Origin of the sequence: Massilia sp. PWRC2, from assembly GCF_049896725.1 — a bacterium.
Classification (GTDB): domain Bacteria; phylum Pseudomonadota; class Gammaproteobacteria; order Burkholderiales; family Burkholderiaceae_D; genus JAFCUW01.
Map to the genome: position 1 here is coordinate 99,511 of NZ_JAFCUW010000002.1, position 16,114 is coordinate 115,624.

16 protein-coding genes are annotated in these 16,114 nt (G+C 63.8%); 15 read left to right on the top strand and 1 reads right to left on the bottom strand.

What is annotated here, in order from left to right:
• The first annotated feature begins 183 nt into the window (after positions 1-183).
• The 7 genes from ACP7BZ_RS05185 (at position 184) to ACP7BZ_RS05215 (ending at position 7,954) form a co-directional block, all read left to right on the top strand.
• Positions 184-630 carry a MarR family transcriptional regulator gene (locus ACP7BZ_RS05185; protein WP_426110742.1) on the top strand — a complete coding sequence of 149 codons (447 nt, stop codon included), beginning with the start codon at positions 184-186 and terminating at the stop codon, positions 628-630.
• On the top strand, positions 627-1,511 hold the full coding sequence (locus tag ACP7BZ_RS05190; RefSeq protein ID WP_426110744.1) for a CPBP family intramembrane glutamic endopeptidase: 885 nt from the start codon (positions 627-629) through the stop codon (positions 1,509-1,511). Before ACP7BZ_RS05185 ends, ACP7BZ_RS05190 begins: the two co-directional genes overlap by 4 nt.
• Before the next feature lie 144 nt (positions 1,512-1,655).
• A complete protein-coding gene (locus ACP7BZ_RS05195; protein WP_426110746.1) occupies positions 1,656-1,913 on the top strand; it encodes a sulfurtransferase TusA family protein in 258 nt (85 codons plus the stop codon).
• 193 nt (positions 1,914-2,106) lie between these two features.
• Positions 2,107-2,856, top strand: coding sequence for an electron transfer flavoprotein subunit beta/FixA family protein (locus ACP7BZ_RS05200; RefSeq protein WP_426110748.1), 750 nt, complete (start codon positions 2,107-2,109; stop codon positions 2,854-2,856).
• 56 nt (positions 2,857-2,912) lie between these two features.
• Positions 2,913-3,845: an electron transfer flavoprotein subunit alpha/FixB family protein gene (locus ACP7BZ_RS05205; protein ID WP_426110750.1), complete on the top strand. Its 933-nt coding sequence runs from the start codon at positions 2,913-2,915 to the stop codon at positions 3,843-3,845.
• 96 nt (positions 3,846-3,941) lie between these two features.
• Entirely contained in the window at positions 3,942-5,732 is a 1,791-nt protein-coding gene (locus tag ACP7BZ_RS05210) for an acyl-CoA dehydrogenase (RefSeq protein WP_426110752.1), read from the top strand.
• Positions 5,733-5,983: 251 nt separating this feature from the next.
• The gene (locus tag ACP7BZ_RS05215) at positions 5,984-7,954 is read left to right on the top strand and encodes a hypothetical protein (protein ID WP_426110754.1); all 1,971 of its coding nucleotides are present in this window, start codon (positions 5,984-5,986) and stop codon (positions 7,952-7,954) included.
• A gap of 20 nt (positions 7,955-7,974) precedes the next feature.
• Here the strand turns inward: ACP7BZ_RS05215 and ACP7BZ_RS05220 are convergent, their stop codons facing one another.
• A complete protein-coding gene (locus ACP7BZ_RS05220; protein WP_426110756.1) occupies positions 7,975-8,397 on the bottom strand; it encodes a hypothetical protein in 423 nt (140 codons plus the stop codon).
• Positions 8,398-8,746: 349 nt separating this feature from the next.
• Here ACP7BZ_RS05220 and rpsP point away from each other — a divergent pair, with 349 nt between their 5' ends.
• The 8 genes from rpsP (at position 8,747) to ACP7BZ_RS05260 (ending at position 16,112) form a co-directional block, all read left to right on the top strand.
• On the top strand, positions 8,747-9,001 hold the full coding sequence (gene rpsP / locus ACP7BZ_RS05225) for a 30S ribosomal protein S16 (RefSeq protein ID WP_426110758.1): 255 nt from the start codon (positions 8,747-8,749) through the stop codon (positions 8,999-9,001).
• A 15-nt stretch (positions 9,002-9,016) separates the two neighbouring features.
• Entirely contained in the window at positions 9,017-9,562 is a 546-nt protein-coding gene (gene rimM / locus ACP7BZ_RS05230; RefSeq protein WP_426110760.1) for a ribosome maturation factor RimM, read from the top strand.
• A gap of 47 nt (positions 9,563-9,609) precedes the next feature.
• Positions 9,610-10,371 carry a tRNA (guanosine(37)-N1)-methyltransferase TrmD gene (trmD, locus tag ACP7BZ_RS05235; protein ID WP_426110762.1) on the top strand — a complete coding sequence of 254 codons (762 nt, stop codon included), beginning with the start codon at positions 9,610-9,612 and terminating at the stop codon, positions 10,369-10,371.
• Between the two features lie 118 nt (positions 10,372-10,489).
• A complete protein-coding gene (gene rplS / locus ACP7BZ_RS05240; RefSeq protein ID WP_426110764.1) occupies positions 10,490-10,876 on the top strand; it encodes a 50S ribosomal protein L19 in 387 nt (128 codons plus the stop codon).
• An 87-nt stretch (positions 10,877-10,963) separates the two neighbouring features.
• A complete protein-coding gene (locus ACP7BZ_RS05245) occupies positions 10,964-11,626 on the top strand; it encodes a CoA pyrophosphatase (protein ID WP_426110766.1) in 663 nt (220 codons plus the stop codon).
• 118 nt (positions 11,627-11,744) lie between these two features.
• Positions 11,745-12,707 (top strand): CobD/CbiB family protein, encoded by a 963-nt coding sequence (locus ACP7BZ_RS05250; RefSeq protein ID WP_426110768.1) that lies wholly within the window; start codon positions 11,745-11,747, stop codon positions 12,705-12,707.
• Between the two features lie 170 nt (positions 12,708-12,877).
• Positions 12,878-13,231: a DUF3579 domain-containing protein gene (locus tag ACP7BZ_RS05255; protein WP_426110770.1), complete on the top strand. Its 354-nt coding sequence runs from the start codon at positions 12,878-12,880 to the stop codon at positions 13,229-13,231.
• 133 nt (positions 13,232-13,364) lie between these two features.
• Positions 13,365-16,112, top strand: a complete 2,748-nt coding sequence (locus ACP7BZ_RS05260) for a M16 family metallopeptidase (RefSeq protein ID WP_426110772.1) — start codon at positions 13,365-13,367, stop codon at positions 16,110-16,112.
• The last annotated feature ends 2 nt before the right edge of the window (positions 16,113-16,114 follow it).

Genomic DNA, 16,114 nt, shown 5'->3' on the forward strand with positions numbered 1-16,114 from the left:
TGCCACCGCACCGTGGCAGCCTTTTTCTTTGGACAACCCCGGCGGGCGCCATTGCTATTTTCCAGCTGCAATTCCCTACTTAACGGGTAAAGCGCCAAAAAACCACAAGCATCACAAAAAAATCCATAAGGGCTTATATAAGTGCTTTAGTATTGAACCATGAAACAAGGACTCGGAACCCAATTGCGCCATCTCATCGACTTGCTCGACGGCGATGTGGCAGCCGCCTACGTTGACGCGGGGCTGGCCTACCGGCCGCGCTACACGCCGGTGATGCGGGTGCTGGGCGAGCATGGCAGTGCCTCGGTGGGCGAGATTGCCGCCTATGCCGGTATCAGCCAGCCGGCCGCCACCCAGACCGTGGCGCTGATGAAAAAAGAGGGTCTGGTCGACACTCGCAGCGGCGTCGATGGCCGCCAGCGGCGCGTGCAGCTCAGCCGTGCCGGCCAGGCCATGCTGCCCCGTCTGCGCCTGTGCTGGGCGGCCACTGCCGCTGCTGCCGCCAGCGTCGATGCCGAACTTGCCTTTCCGCTGTCGCAGTGCCTGGCCGAGGCCATCGCCGCGCTGCAGCGCCGTCCATTCAGTGCGCGCATCCGCGCTGCCCGTTCTACCAACGAGGAGTCTGCATGAACAGTCCATCCTTCAACCCTGGCGCCATGGCGCCGCCTGCCTCGTTCGCCAGGCGCATGCTGTACGCTGCGCCGGTGCGGATTGTCATCGGCATCCTCGCCATTGGCCTGACGGCGGCGCTGGCGTACGCCGCCGCCCGCGCGATGGCGCCGGCGCCGCGCCTGATCTGGCCCCATTTGCTGGCCGCCGTGCTGGTCACGCTGGTGTATGTTGGCTACGTGCGGCTGTTCGAACGGCGCGCCGTCACCGAGCTGGCGGCGGCCGGCGCGGCGCGCCAGTGGGGCGTCGGCACAGCGCTCGGCGCGGGCGCCGTGCTGGCGGTGATGGCGGCGCTGGCCGCCAGCGGCAGTTATCACTTCACCGCCTTGCGCCCGTGGTCGCTGGCGATCATCGCGCCACTGGCGGAAATGTTGTTTGCCGGGCTGTTCGAAGAAATCCTGTTTCGTGGCGTGCTGTTTCGCATCACCGAACGGGCGCTGGGCAGCTGGCCGGCGCTGCTGATCTCGTCCCTGCTGTTTGCAGCCGCCCACCTGGGTGACAGCATCACGGTAATCGGTCTGATCAATACGGCGCTGGCCGGCCTGATGTTGTGCGCCGCCTTCATGCTCACGCGCCGCCTGTGGCTGGGCATTGGCATTCACGCCGCCTGGAATTACACATTGGGTTCGATCTGTTCAATCGCCGTCTCCGGCCATGCCGGCAAGGGCTGGATGGCGGGAACCGTGAGCGGGCCCGACTGGCTAACTGGCGGCGCCTACGGCCTCGAGGCATCGCTGCTGACGACCGTGGTAATGGGCGTGCTGTTCGCCGCCCTGTACGGTCGCGCGCGCCGTGCTGGCCAAGTGCTGCGGCGGGGCGCGGCGTCACCAGTCATAACATGATTTAACTACAGCAAAGTTTTCATTTTGGATATGGTCGTTGTGCTTTCACAACGACCATGGTTTATTTTGGTGCGCTGCGTCATAATCCGGCAATTGGAGTAGTATGAATGAATGACTACCGCAACCAACATGAGCCCCCAAGCGATGAGCACAGCCACTTTTGATAACGACGTCACGGTTTTCCAAAAAGAACTCGATGCGCGCGGCCTGAATTGCCCTTTGCCTATCCTCAAGGCCAAAAAAGCGCTGGCCGAGATGCAAACGGGAGAAGTGCTGCGCATCGTTGCCACCGACTCCGGTTCGGTCCGTGATTTCCAGGCGTTTGCCAAGCAGACTGGCAACGCCTTGCTGGCGCACAGCCAAAACGGTCTCGAGTTCACCTTCTTGATGCGTCGCAAGTAAGCAGGCGCACATGTCCTGCGCTGCTGCCGGCCCCACGCCGGTGCAGCCCTGCACCGACAATGACCCCGTTTTAGGGGTTTTCTTCTACCCTGGAATCGCACGATCGTGCTTTAATTTCGTCGCAGCGGCGTTTTTCTCTTATAATCTAGGCCACTCGTCAGTCAACGCATTCCATTTTCAAAAAAGGTCCCCCATGAAAGTCCTGGTCCCCGTTAAGCGTGTGGTCGACTATAACGTCAAGGTCCGCGTCAAATCCGATGGCAGCGGCGTCGAAACCGCCAACGTCAAAATGTCGATGAACCCGTTCGACGAGATCGCGCTGGAAGAGGCCATGCGGCTCAAGGAAGCGGGCAAGGTCACTGAAGTGATCGCCGTCACCTGTGGCGTCACCCAGGCCCAGGAAACGCTGCGCACCGGCATGGCCATTGGCGCCGACCGCGCCATCCTGGTGGAAACCACGCCCGACCTTGAACCGCTGGCCGTGGCCAAGCTGCTCAAGGCGGTGGCCGACAAGGAACAGCCGCAATTGATCATCCTGGGCAAGCAAGCCATCGATGATGACTCCAACCAGGTCGGCCAGATGCTGGCGAGCCTGCTGGGCTGGCCGCAGGCGACTTTCGCCTCCAAGGTGGTACTCGAAGGCGACACCGTCACCGTCACCCGCGAAGTCGATGGTGGCCTGGAAACGCTGGCCTTGACCCTGCCCGCCATCGTCACCACCGACCTGCGCCTGAACGAGCCGCGTTACGTGACGCTGCCGAACATCATGAAGGCAAAGAAAAAGCCGCTCGACGTGTTGACCCCGGAAGCGCTCGGCGTGGATGTCACGCCCCGCCTGAAAACCCTGAAAGTGGTCGAACCGGCCAAGCGTTCGGCCGGTATCAAGGTGCCCGACGTCGCTACCCTGGTCGCCAAGCTGCGCACCGAAGCCAAAGTCATCTGATTGCGCGCGCGCCGTCTCACAAAAAGCATAGAAACAGACACGAATAGGACATTGCCATGGTCGCCTTAGTCATCGCTGAACACGACAACGCATCCCTGAAGGGAAGCACCCACCACACCGTCACCGCCGCCACCGAATGCGGCGGCGAGGTGCACATCCTGGTCGCCGGCAGCAATTGCGGCGCCGCCGCCGCGCAAGCTGCGGCGATCGCCGGCGTCAGCAAGGTGCTGGTGGCCGACGCCGCCCATTTTGCCGACGGCCTGGCCGAGAACGTCGCCGCCCAGGTGCTGGCGATTGCCGCCGCCTACTCGCACATCCTGGCCCCGGCCACCGCTTACGGCAAGAACATCCTGCCACGGGTGGCGGCGAAGCTCGACGTGGCGCAAATCTCGGAAATCACCAAGGTCGATGCGCCCGATACCTTCGAGCGCCCGATTTACGCCGGTAACGCCATCGCCACCGTGCAGTCGGGCGATGCCGTCAAGGTCATCACCGTGCGCGGCACCGGCTTCGATGCCGCGCCAGCGACGGGCGGCAGCGCCACCGTCGAAGCCATCAGCGCAGTGGCCGACAGCGGCAGCTCGCGTTTCGTTGCCCGTGAACTGGCCAAGTCGGACCGGCCGGAACTGACCGCCGCCAAGATCATCGTCTCCGGTGGCCGTGGCATGGGTTCAGGTGACAATTTTAAAATTCTCGAGCCGCTGGCCGACAAGCTCGGCGCCGCCATGGGTGCCTCGCGCGCCGCCGTCGATGCCGGCTTCGTGCCGAATGACTGGCAGGTGGGACAGACCGGCAAGATCGTCGCACCGGCCCTGTATATCGCCGTCGGTATTTCCGGCGCCATCCAGCACCTGGCCGGCATGAAAGATTCGAAAACCATCGTCGCCATCAACAAGGATCCGGAAGCGCCGATTTTTTCGGTGGCCGATTACGGCATCGTCGGCGACCTGTTCGACGTCGTCCCCGAGCTGGTCAAGCAGCTCGGCTAAACGCCCCGCGCTACGCCCTACCATGCTGACCACGACGTCGTTCCCGCTTCAGGCGCGAACGACGTTGTTCCATCCAGAACCGAATTGGAGACACCAGTGAGCTATCAGCCCCCCCTCAAAGACATGCTGTTCGTGATGAACGAACTGGCCGAACTGTCGACCATCAATACCTTGCCCGGCTGCGAAGACGCCACCGCCGACACCGTCGAAGCGGTGCTCGAAGAAAACGCCAAGTTTTGCGCCAACGTGGTGGCGCCGCTGAACTACCCCAGCGACGTCAAGCCCAGCTTCTGGCACGACGGCCAGGTCACCACCGCCGCCGGTTTCAAGGACGCCTTCAAAAGTTTCGCCGAAGCGGGCTGGCAGGGCGTGCAGCACCCGGTCGAATTTGGCGGTCAGGGCTTGCCCAAGCTGGTGGCCACGCCGTGCATCGAAATGCTCAATGCGGCGTCGATTTCGTTTGCCCTGGTGGCGCTGCTGTCGGACGGCGCCATCGAAGCGCTGATCACCGCCGGCTCCGATGCGCAGAAGGCGATTTACTTAGAACCGCTCATTTCCGGCAAATGGACCGGCACCATGAACCTGACCGAGCCGCAGGCCGGCTCCGACCTGGCCGCCGTGCGCACGCGCGCGGTGCCGCAGGACGATGGCACCTATAAAGTATTCGGCACCAAGATCTACATCACCTACGGTGAGCACGACATGGCCGACAACATCGTCCACCTGGTGCTGGCGCGCACCCCCGACGCCCCCGCCGGCGTCAAGGGCATCTCGCTGTTCGTGGTACCGAAATTCCTCGTCAACGCCGACGGTTCGCTGGGCGCGCGCAACGACGCCCACTGCGTGTCGATCGAGCACAAGCTGGGCATCAAGGCCAGCCCCACCGCGGTGCTGCAGTTCGGCGACCATGGCGGCGCCATCGGCACCCTGGTGGGCGAAGAAAACCGCGGCCTCGAATACATGTTCATCATGATGAATGCGGCCCGCTTCGGCGTCGGTTTGCAGGGCATCGGCCTGGCCGAGCGCGCCTACCAGCAGGCGGTGTGGTTCGCCAAGGACCGCGTGCAGTCGCGCGATGTGATCGGTTCGGCCGGCCCCGTCACCATCATTCACCACCCCGACGTGCGCCGCATGCTCATGTCGATGCGCTCGCAAACGGAAGCGGCGCGCGCGCTGGCCTATGTTGGCGCCGGCCTGTCCGACCTGGCCCACCACCATCCGGATGCCGCCACCCGCGCCAGCAACCTGGCGGTCTACGAATACCTGGTGCCGATCATCAAGGGCTGGTCGACCGAGATGGCGCAGGACGTCACCCGCGACGGCGTGCAGGTGCACGGCGGCATGGGCTTTATTGAAGAGACGGGGGCCGCCCAGCATTACCGCGACGCCAAGATCCTGACGATTTATGAAGGCACCACGGCCATCCAGGCCAATGACCTGGTCGGACGCAAGACAGTGCGCGATGGCGGCGCCGTTGCCAAAGCCATCCTGGCCCAGGTGCGTGCCACCGAAGCGCAGCTGGCCGAGGCCGGCGGCGCCCACTTCAGCGCCATTGGCGCCCAGCTGGCGCTGGGCAGCAGCGCCCTCGAAGACGTGGTCGACTTCATGGTCGCCAACATCAAGAGCGATGTGCAGGCGGTGTTCGCCGGCAGCGTGCCTTATCTGCGCCTGGCCGGCATCGTGCTGGGCGGCTGGCAAATGGCGCGCGCCGCCCTGATCGCCCAGCGCAAGCTCGACGACGGGCAGGGCGATGCCAGCTTTTATCAGGCCAAGATTGGCACCGCGCGCTTTTTTGCCGACCACATGCTGTCGCAGGCGGGCAGCCTGCGCGCCAGCATCGTCGGCGGCAGCGCCGGCGTGATGGCCTTGACCGAAGCGCAGTTTTAAACCGCTGCAGCACGCTGCATGCACGACAGGGCGTCCGCGAGGGCGCCCTTTTTTTCTGGCAAATGTGAACTCGCGCTGCAAGGCGGGAAGACAGCGCCGACCCACCTGTCTGTCGCCTTCACTAATTTATTCGCGTTGTTACCTTTCACGCATATTGGCGCTTTCTTTTGCGGTATCTTAACGGTCTTAACGGTCGGGTAAATTATTTTGAGCAACTCTTCGCTTCCCTTCCACGAGACAACAGGATTCTTGTGAACACCATCAAAACTGCATATCCGTATTCTTTGCGCGCGCTGGCCTGCGCCGTTTTTTTTGGCAGTGTGTTGAGCGCCTGCGGGGGCGGCGGCGGCAGCGGCGGCAGCGCCGCCACTCCCAGCCCGACGCCCAATCCGGGCAATTGCGTGGTGCGCATCGTCGCCGATGCCAGCGTGGCTGCCGGCAAGACCGCTGGCGCCACCGTGCAAGCCTGCAGCGGCCTTCTGGCCGACGTCAGCTGGGTCCAGGACAGCGGCGCCACGGTCGAGCTGCAGGCGGCCCGCAGCGCCACCGTGGCCTTCGAGCCAGCGGTGGCCGGCAGCGTGCGCCTGCGCGCCAACGTGGTGCTGGCCGATGGCGCCACTGCCAGCGCCACCGCCGACATCGCCGTCAGTGCGGCGCCCACTGGCAGTTTTGTGACCGTGCGCGCCGATCACTCGGTACGCGCCAATACCACCACCTCGCTGCGCGCCTGGCCGAGCCTGGCCGGCAGCGACACTGTCGCCGCCATCACCTGGACCCAGACCGCCGGGCCCAGCGTGACGATGGACACCAGCACGCCGCGCCTGCTGATCTTTACTTCGCCGCAGGTAACGGCGGACACGGTACTGAAATTTCGCGCCGTCATGACCACCAGCAGCGGCCAGCAGGATGCCGACGATGTCAGCGTGGGCGTTGAAGTGCAGGCTGCCAGGCCCAACGGTTATCTGTTCGATGCCACCGAGCGCGTGCACCCGTATCGCACCGCCAGTACCTATGCTGGCGTGCTGAGCCGTTGCACCTACGATATCGGCGTGTATTACGTCAACAGTAGCAACACCAACTTTTGCAGCACCGCCACGCTGCCGCTGTTGCAGACGGAAGCGGGCGCGGGCGCCATTCCCAGCGTCGCCCAGGTGATGGGGCGGGTGCTGGTGTCGCACGATTTCCTTGGCGCGAACTTTGAAAATTTCTTGACGACCCAGGACGTCAATGGCGACTTCCGCCGCCTGCTCGCTGGCGTCACCGCCATCGTCATTGGCTCGCACGTGCGGCCCAGCTATTACACCGAAGCGACCGGCGCCATTTACCTTGACGCCAACAACTTGTGGCTGACGCCGGCGCAGCGCGATGTCGTCACCGAAGTGCCCGACTATCGCATCGCTTTTGCCAACGGTCTCAATTTCAGTAATCTGGGCCGGCAAATCCGCAACAACGAGTATGCCCGCGCCAGCTACCCCACCACCAGCCGCAGCAGTCGCGCCACGGCTGACCTGATCAGCGATCTTGGCAGCCTGCTGTATCACGAACTGGCCCATGCCAGCGATTACTTCTCACCGGCCGACCGCGCCGTCAACCCGGCCCTGTCGGTGTACGCCAACGTGGCGCCGCGCGAAGCGGCGCTGAGCCTGCCGTCGGACGCGCTGGCGTTCCAGTATCCGCTGCAATCGAGTGAAATGAAGGCGCTGGCGCAGGTGCTCTACCAGGGCGCCACTGCCACTGCCCAGCAAAAGGCCTACAGCGCCACCGACATCGGCCGCCTGTTTGCAGCCGACCGCGCCTCCGACGACTACGCCTATTCGGTCAGCGGTAGCGGCAATTCGCGCGAAGACCTGGCCATGCTGTTCGAGGAATTCATGATGAGCTACCGCCACGGCATCGTCTTCGACTATGCCTACACCGACCTGATCCTCGATGGTCAGACGGCCCAGCAAGTACTGGTGCGCTGGGGTGAGCGCGGCCGCATTGGTGAGGCGAGCATCAAGCCGCGCCTCAAGCTGGTGCTGGCGCGGGTGGCGCCGTGGATCGACCTCAGCGCCGTCGACCGCCTGCCCGCGCCGATATTGATGACGCCGGGCGTGAGCTGGGAAGGCAATCGGGTGATCAGCCCGGTATTCGGGGTCAGCGCGTCAAGCCTGCGCGCCGGCACGCCGGCGAGCGCGCCGCGCAGTGTCAGCGAGGACCTGCAGGGGCGCCGTCGCCATTAAAAGGGGGGGGCAGCCCCCCTTTAACCGTAAGCGCCGCCCGTATAGAGCAGGTCAAACAGTCTCGCCATGGTCGAGATGAGCACCGTCGCCCCCACCAGCATGGTCGTCACCAGCAGCAGCGCCAGCGGCCAGCGCGAATTGCTGCGGCCTTCGCTGCCGGCATTGAAAGCGACATCGAAGGTCTCGTCCGGCATCACCCCCAGCACCAGCGCCTGCAAAAAGCCGGCGATCATCGACACCGTCAACGGCAGCAGCCGGTAAAACAGGTTTTGCGCTGGCACCAGCAGCAGCAACAGCAGCGCCGCCGCCAGCAGGGCCAGGTGCAGCCACAGCAGTACGTCGCGCACGCCGCGCAGATACAGGCGGTGCGCACCGGCCGCCCCCAGCACGGCGGCCAGCAGGGTGGCGAAGGTCTTGTTTTTATGGGGGCGCGGCAGGGCCATGGTGGCAGCGATGGATGTCTGTAAAGCATGCAGTATCGGCCAAATCCGGCGCCTGCCGTGATTTATTCGACAAAATGGCTTTGCCCGCCGGTGCCGAAATCGGCGATAATGTTTGACTTCGGACCGAATTGCGCGCCCTGATATCTTTACTGCTTGCTGCTGTGCGGCGTTGCGCGCTATAATAATCGGCTTTTTCCGCCCAGCATACGGGACGCACAAATTACCTGCTGCGCGTTGCACTGCAGGCTTGCGATGCTCGCTGTACCAGTCGTACAGTGGCGCTTCTCAGCCAGCCTTGCAGCCGCTCGCGACGGTGCTTTGAGCATCCCACAACTTTTTGGATTTTACTATGGTCGTTATTCGTTTAGCTCGTGGAGGCGCCAAGAAGCGCCCGTTTTTCAACATCGTTGCAACGGACTCGCGCAATCGCCGCGACGGCCGCTTCATCGAGCGCATCGGTTTTTACAACCCGATGGCATCCGGTGCCGAAGTCGGTCTGCGTATCACCGCTGATCGTCTGGCCTACTGGCAAGGCGTTGGCGCACAACTGTCGCCAACCGTTGCTCGTCTGGTTGCTCAGCAGCCAGCCGTCGCAGCAGCATAATTTAGCCAGGCAATCTTGACCGATTCAGCGGCAGCAGCGGGCGCACTTCCCGCCGACCTGGTTCAGGTTGGCTACGTGTCGGGTCCTTACGGTGTCGCCGGTTCGATCCGGGTCACGCCGTTTTCGACCGATGCCGATGCCCTGATGAGCGTCAAAACCTGGTGGCTGAGCAAGCCAGCCATGCAGGCCGTGCAAGTGCGGACTGCAAAAATCCACGGCGGTGACGTCGTGGCCCAGCTGACCGGCGTGGTGGGGCGCGACGCTTCGGAAGCACTCAAGGGTGCAGCCGTGTCGATTCCCCGCAGCGAGTTTCCGGCGCTGGCAGCTGACGAATTTTATTGGTCCGACCTGATCGGATTGAACGTCGTTAACCTGCAGGGCGAAGCGCTCGGCACGGTCAGCGACATGATGGACAACGGCGCGCAGTCGATCTTGCGCATCACCCCGGTGGCAGCAGACGATGCGCCCGCCGAGCGGCTGGTGCCCTACGTCGACCAGTACGTCAAGTCGGTTGACCTGAACGGCAAGTTGATTACCCTCGACTGGGGCCTCGATTATTAAGCCGCAGTCGCAGTGGTGCAAGGCACCGTCCTGGCAGGGAGTTGGCGATGCAATTTGATGTCATTAGCCTGTTTCCTGAAATGTTTGCCGCGTTGACGCAGTCGGGTGTCACCCGCCGCGCGCACGAGCAGCAAAAATGGGGATTGACGGTGTGGAATCCGCGCGATTTCACGCTCGACAATCACCGCACCGTGGACGACCGCCCATATGGCGGCGGTCCCGGCATGGTGATGCTGGCCAAACCGCTCGCCGCGGCCATCGCGGCGGCCAAACAGCGCCAGGTCGACGTCGGCTTGCCGGCGCCGCGGGTGCTGTTCATGTCGCCGCAAGGCGCGCCGCTGAACCATGCCAGGGTGATGGCATTGAAAGACGAGCCGGGCCTGATCGTGCTGTGCGGCCGCTACGAAGCGGTCGACCAGCGCCTGCTCGACAAATTGGTCGACGAGGAAATCAGCCTCGGCGACTTCGTGCTGTCGGGCGGCGAATTGCCGGCGATGGCGCTGATGGACGCGGTGGTGCGGCAGTTGCCCGGCGTGCTAGGCGACGATGCCTCGGCGGTCGAAGACAGTTTTGTCAACGGCCTGCTCGATTCGCCCCACTACACCCGTCCGGAAATGTACGAGGGCGTGGCAGTGCCGCCGGTCTTGATGGGTGGTAATCACGCCGAGATCGTCAAGTGGCGCCGCCAGCGCATGCTGGAAGCGACCGCCCGCAAGCGCCCCGATTTGCTGGTGGCAGCGCGCGCGGCAGGCCAGCTGAGCAAGCTCGACGAAAAGTTTTTGGCCGATGTCGCGAAAGCGGCCGATTAAGCAGTAATAGCAGTCGCACGGCAGTACCCGGCGGGCATGTTGCCCGTCCGTTGCAACCCCATCCTCTACTGGGCATGTGTACGCAGCGCCAGCATGATGGTAATAGGAGTTTTATAAAATGAATCTGATTCAAATCCTCGAGCAGGAAGAGATTGCCCGTCTGGGCAAGACCATCCCTGACTTTGCACCAGGCGATACCGTCATCGTCAACGTCAACGTCGTCGAAGGCACGCGCAAGCGCGCCCAGGCATACGAAGGCGTGGTCATCTCCCGTCGTAACCGTGGCCTGAACTCGAACTTCATCGTTCGCAAGATCTCGTCCGGCGAAGGCGTCGAGCGTACGTTCCAACTGTATTCGCCACTGATCGCTTCGATTGAAGTCAAGCGTCGCGGCGATGTCCGTCGCGCCAAGCTGTACTATCTGCGTGAGCGTTCGGGCAAGTCGGCACGTATCAAAGAAAAGCTGCCACAACGTCGCGTTGCAACGCCAGCAGTCGCCAAGTAATCGCGACAGCGTTGCAAACCGAAGACACCCCCCGGTGTCTGGAAAAGGCATCTTCGGATGCCTTTTTTGTTTATCAAGGACACGGTTTTGCCCAAGCTACCATTCGACCCCGAACAGCTACCCATCGATAGCATCGCCGGTGAGGCGCCCGTCGCCGCCGCCTTGCTGACCGCCGCCGCGCTGCGCCAGCGCTTCGCCACGCCGCCGCCGTGGCTGCCGGAGCAGCTCGATGAGTCGGTGGGCCGGCGCGCCGTGATGACCCCGGCAGCGGTGCTGGTGCCGCTGGTCGAGCGCGCACACGGCTTGACCATGCTGCTCACGCGCCGCACCGCCCACCTGCAGCACCATGCGGGCCAGATCAGCTTTCCGGGCGGCCGTGCCGAAGCGTGGGATGACGGTGCCGCCGCCACCGCCCTGCGCGAAGCGCACGAAGAAATCGGCCTCGACGCCCGCCACGTCGACATCCTCGGCACCTTGCCCGATTACCTGACCGGCACCGGCTACCATGTCGTTCCCGTGGTGGGATTAGTCACGCCGCCGTTCGCGCTGGCCGCCGAAAGCAATGAAGTGGCCGATATTTTTGAAGTGCCGCTGGCCTTCCTGATGGATGGCGCGCACCACCGGCGCCTCTCGTACGTGCTGCCAGCGGGCGACCGCCGGCGCTTTTATGCCATGCCCTACCAGCAGTATTTTATCTGGGGCGCCACTGCCGGCATGATCCGTAACTTGTTCCATTTCCTGCGAGCCTGAGCGGCGCCCGCCGCCCGCACCGGTATGCCAAGTTGATTCCGCACCTGCTCTGCGCTATCGTAGCGGGGCCGGGCAGGTTGCCGCCCATCAGTGTTGCCGCTTTTTACCAAGGACGTTCATGACTTTTCTCTCCATTCTGTGCGCGCTGCTGATCGAGCAGTTAAAACCGCTGCGCTCAGATAACATGATTTACGCCGAGATCAAAAGTTTCGCCATTCGCATGGAAGCCTGGTTCAATGCAGGCAGCCCGGCCGATGGCCGGCTTGGCTGGCTGCTGATGATGGCCGCCCTGATGGTGCCAACCGGCGCCATTTACTGGGTGCTCAGCCACTACCAATGGACCTTTGCGGCGTTCGCCTGGAATGTGCTGATCGTCTACCTGACGCTCGGCTTCCGCCATTACAGCCATTATTTTACTTCGATCCAGCTGGCCCTCAACAATGGCGACGAAGCGCTCGCGCGCAGCTTGCTGGCCGACTGGACCAAGAGCGACACGGTCGGCATGGAAAGCGGCGAGATTGCCCGCATCGCCGTCGAAAAGGCCCTGGTGACCACCCACCGCAATGTGTTTGGGGTGTTCTTCTGGTTCCTCATGCCGCTCGGCCCGGCCTGCGCGGTGATGTACCGCGTGGCCGAATACCTGGCGCGCGCCTGGAACGAGCCCGATCACATGCACAACGAAGCGTTCGGCCAGTTCGCCGCCCGCGCTTTTTACTGGATCGACTGGCTGCCGGTGCGGATGACGGCGGTGGCGTTCGCCGTGGTCGGCAATTTCGAGGACGCCATTTACGCCTGGCGCAATTTTGCCCAGCGCTGGTCCGAAGAAGCCAAGGGCATCATCCTGACGGCCGGTGGCGGCGCCATGGGTGTGCGGCTCGGTTCGCCCCATGAAAACGCCTCTGGCGTCCCCTTGACGGCCGACGCCGCCACCGTCGATTCGGCCGAGGCTGATGCCGATGTGCTGCCCGGCGTCGAGCCGACCGTGCGCGCCCTGCAAAGCACGGTGGGGCTGGTGTGGCGCGCCTTGCTGCTGTGGATGATGATACTGTTGTTGCTGTCGGGCGCCGTCTGGCTCGGCTGATAGCGCAGCACTGGCGGGCAGGGGAGACAGGCCGGCGTCGATGCAGCGCGCCGGCCATAAAGGGTACGTGAAGGGGACTTCAACTCTTCTATAAGATATAATACTGCGTCAGCTGCCCGAAGACTGTTTCGGGCCCTTCCACGCCGTATGCTCTCCGAGATCCGCCTCCCATGGCCGCAACACCGCAAACCAAGATCGATGTCGCCGAGGAGTTTTTTATCCTTGGCCTCACCAGCGACGGCAAGCAATTTCGTCCCAGCGACTGGGCCGACCGCTTGAGCGGCGCCATGTCCTGCTTCCAGCCGGAAGGCGCGCGCAATGCGCGCCTGGCGTTCTCGCCTTACGTGCGCCCGACCATGCTCAATGGCGTGCGCGCGGTGGTGGTCGACAAGGCCCTGCAAAGCATCGAGCCGCTGGCCTATCACTTCGTCGTCGACTTCGCCAAGGACAACGATCTGCAAGTGGTCGAAGCGTGCGAGCTGCCCGACAATCAACCGAGCACGCCGGCCACGCCGCGCCGCTAAGCCGGCAGCCACCGTCACGACGCCCGCGCGGCGCTCTGTCTGCTACTATCGAACCAGGCGCCAGCACAGGCGCCGCCCCGTCAATCGGCGCCAGCACCCTGTGCGGGCGCCAGTATTTGCTACGCGAGAATCCATGACTGTTTCCGTCTACGGGCGCCGGGTGCCTGCCTGCCTGCTGGCCGGCGCCCTCAGCGTCGCCGCCTGCCTGCCTGTCGTCGCTGCGGCGCTGCCGCTGCAGCTGCCGAAGGGCGTCACCGCTGGCCCTGCCGTCGAAGGCATCACCGAATACCGGCTGGCCAATGGCCTCAAGGTGCTGCTGTTCCCGGATGCCTCAAAGCCGACCATCACCGTCAACGTCACTTACCTGGTTGGTTCACGCCACGAGAATTATGGCGAGACCGGCATGGCGCACCTGCTCGAGCACCTGATGTTCAAGGGCGCGCCGCGCAACACCGACATCACCCGCCAGTTCGCCGAGCGCGGCATGCAGTTCAATGGCACCACGGCGCTCGACCGCACCAATTACTACGAAGTGTTCCAGGCCACCGGCGACAACCTGCAATGGGCCCTGCAGATGGAAGCGGCGCGCATGACCGGCTCGTTCATCGCCCGCCAGGATCTCGACAGCGAGATGACGGTGGTGCGCAATGAATACGAGAGCGGCGAAAACTCGCCCTCGTCGGTGTTGATCAAGCGCCTGCAAAGCGTCGCTTACGACTGGCACAGTTACGGCCGCGCCACCATCGGCAATCGCAGCGACATTGAAAACGTCGGCATCGGCAACCTGCAGGCCTTCTACAAAACCTGGTACCAGCCTGACAACGCGGTGCTGCTGGTGGCCGGCAAATTCGACGTCGCCAGCACGCTGGCGCAGATCGCCCGCCAGTTTGGCGCCATCCCCAAGCCGCGTCGCGCGCTGCCGAAGTACTGGACGGTCGAGCCGACCCAGGATGGCGAGCGCTCGTTCGAAGTGCGCCGCCAGGGCGATGTGCAGATCGTCGCCCTCGGCTATCACGTGCCGTCCGCGCTGCACGACGACAGCGATGTGCTGGCCTTCAGCGCCGACATCCTCGGCAACGGCCCCGCTTCGCGCCTGCACAAACTACTCATCGATAGCGGCATGGCCAGCGATGTGTTCTCGTTTGGCCAGACCGGTTACGCCCCCGGCCTGCAAGTGTTTGGCGCCGTTGTCAAGAAGGGCGATCGGCTCGACAAGGTCGCTGCCGTCATGCGGCAGGCGATTGAAAACTTCGCCGCCCAGCCGCCCACGGTGGAAGAAATGGAGCGCGTGCGGCGCAACATCAATAATGCGATCGACAAGAGCCTGAACGATCCGCAGCAGGTCGGCGTGGCGCTGTCGGAAGCGATCGCGCTGGGCGACTGGCGCCTGTATTTTGTCGGCCGCGAGCGTGTCAACACCATCACTGCGGCGCAGGTGGCCAGCGTGGCCGACGCCTATCTGCGGCGCGACAACCGCGTCAGTGGCTATTTTGTGCCCGATGACGCCCCGCGCCGCGCCGCCATCCCGGCCGCACCGGCGGTGGCCAGCCTGCTGGCGAACTTCAAGCCGAAGGCGGCCTCGCTGGTCTCGGAAGACTTCGATCCCAGCCAGGCCAACATCATGCGGCGTACCCGCCTGCTCACGATCGGCGGCGTGCGCGTGGCGCTGCTGCCAAAGAAAAACCGCGGCGAAGCGGTGTCGGTGGAACTGGTGCAGCACTTCGGCGACGCCACCAGCCTGTTTGGCAAGGGCGCAGTGCCAGCACTGACGGCGTCGATGCTCGCACGCGGCAGCGCTCAGTACGACCGCGTCGGCCTGACCGATGCGTTTGACCGCCTGCGCATGACGGGCGGGCCGCACCAGTTCGAAACCACCCGCGCCAACCTGGCTGAGGCCTTGAAACTGGCGGCCCAGGTGCTCAAGACGCCGAGCTTTCCGGCCGCCGAATTCGAGCAGCTGCGCGCGCAAATGCTGGTAGCGATCGAAGCGAACCGCAGCGAACCGCAGGCCTACGCCGCGCGCGCGCTGGCCGCCCATTTCAATACCTACCCGCGCGGCGACGTCCGCTACGAAACCACCATCGACGAAGACCTGGCCGACACCCGCGCTGCCACGCTCGAACAGGTCAAGGCCTTCCACCGCGATTTCTATGGTGCGGCGCCGGCCGAACTGGCCATCGTCGGCGACTTCGATGCCGACGCCATCGTCCCCGTCATCGAGCAGCTGTTCGGCCAGTGGCGTAGCGCGACGCCGGTGGCGCCGGTGCTGCGCCGCTTCGACGCGGTGGCGCCGCTGCGCCAGCAGCTCGACACGCCGGACAAGGAAAACGGTTTTTATATTGCCCGCCAAAACCTCGACCTGCATGTCGACGACGCCGATTACCCGGCCCTGATGATCGCCAATTACATTTTCGGTGAGGGTGGCCTCAAATCGCGCCTGCTCGAGCGCATCCGCCAGAAAGACGGCCTGTCGTATGGGGGCGGCTCGCAACTGTCGGCCGGTGAACTCGATCGTGCCGGCGCATTTACCGTCAGCGCCATCGCCGCCCCGCACAACCTCGCGCGGCTGGAAACGGCCGTCAGCGAAGTTCTGGCCAGTACCCTCAAGGGCGGCTTTACCCGGGCCGAACTGGCGGGCGCCAAATCGGGGCTGATGCAGCAGCGCCTGCAAAACCGCGCCGAAGACGCCGTGCTGGCGGCCGGCTGGACCGCCTATTTGTACCGCAATCAAACCTTCGACTGGAGCCGGGAATTTGAACAGCGGCTGATGGCGGTCACGCTGCCGCAGTTGAATGCGGCCTTTCGCAAGGCCATCGATCCGGCCAAACTGAGCGTGGTGACCGCGGGCGACCGTAAAAAGATTGCAACTGCAACAAAATAGCA

Bases quoted from the DNA above. Each gene is read 5' to 3' on its own strand.
- ACP7BZ_RS05190 (WP_426110744.1), top strand. From the start codon at position 627: ATGAACAGTCCATCCTTCAACCCTGGCGCCATGGCGCCGCCTGCCTCG.
- ACP7BZ_RS05195 (WP_426110746.1), top strand. From the start codon at position 1,656: ATGAGCACAGCCACTTTTGATAACGACGTCACGGTTTTCCAAAAAGAA.
- ACP7BZ_RS05200 (WP_426110748.1), top strand. From the start codon at position 2,107: ATGAAAGTCCTGGTCCCCGTTAAGCGTGTGGTCGACTATAACGTCAAG.
- ACP7BZ_RS05205 (WP_426110750.1), top strand. From the start codon at position 2,913: ATGGTCGCCTTAGTCATCGCTGAACACGACAACGCATCCCTGAAGGGA.
- ACP7BZ_RS05220 (WP_426110756.1), bottom strand. From the start codon at position 8,397: ATGGCCCTGCCGCGCCCCCATAAAAACAAGACCTTCGCCACCCTGCTG.
- rpsP (WP_426110758.1), top strand. From the start codon at position 8,747: ATGGTCGTTATTCGTTTAGCTCGTGGAGGCGCCAAGAAGCGCCCGTTT.
- trmD (WP_426110762.1), top strand. From the start codon at position 9,610: ATGCAATTTGATGTCATTAGCCTGTTTCCTGAAATGTTTGCCGCGTTG.
- rplS (WP_426110764.1), top strand. From the start codon at position 10,490: ATGAATCTGATTCAAATCCTCGAGCAGGAAGAGATTGCCCGTCTGGGC.
- ACP7BZ_RS05250 (WP_426110768.1), top strand. From the start codon at position 11,745: ATGACTTTTCTCTCCATTCTGTGCGCGCTGCTGATCGAGCAGTTAAAA.
- ACP7BZ_RS05255 (WP_426110770.1), top strand. From the start codon at position 12,878: ATGGCCGCAACACCGCAAACCAAGATCGATGTCGCCGAGGAGTTTTTT.
- ACP7BZ_RS05260 (WP_426110772.1), top strand. From the start codon at position 13,365: ATGACTGTTTCCGTCTACGGGCGCCGGGTGCCTGCCTGCCTGCTGGCC.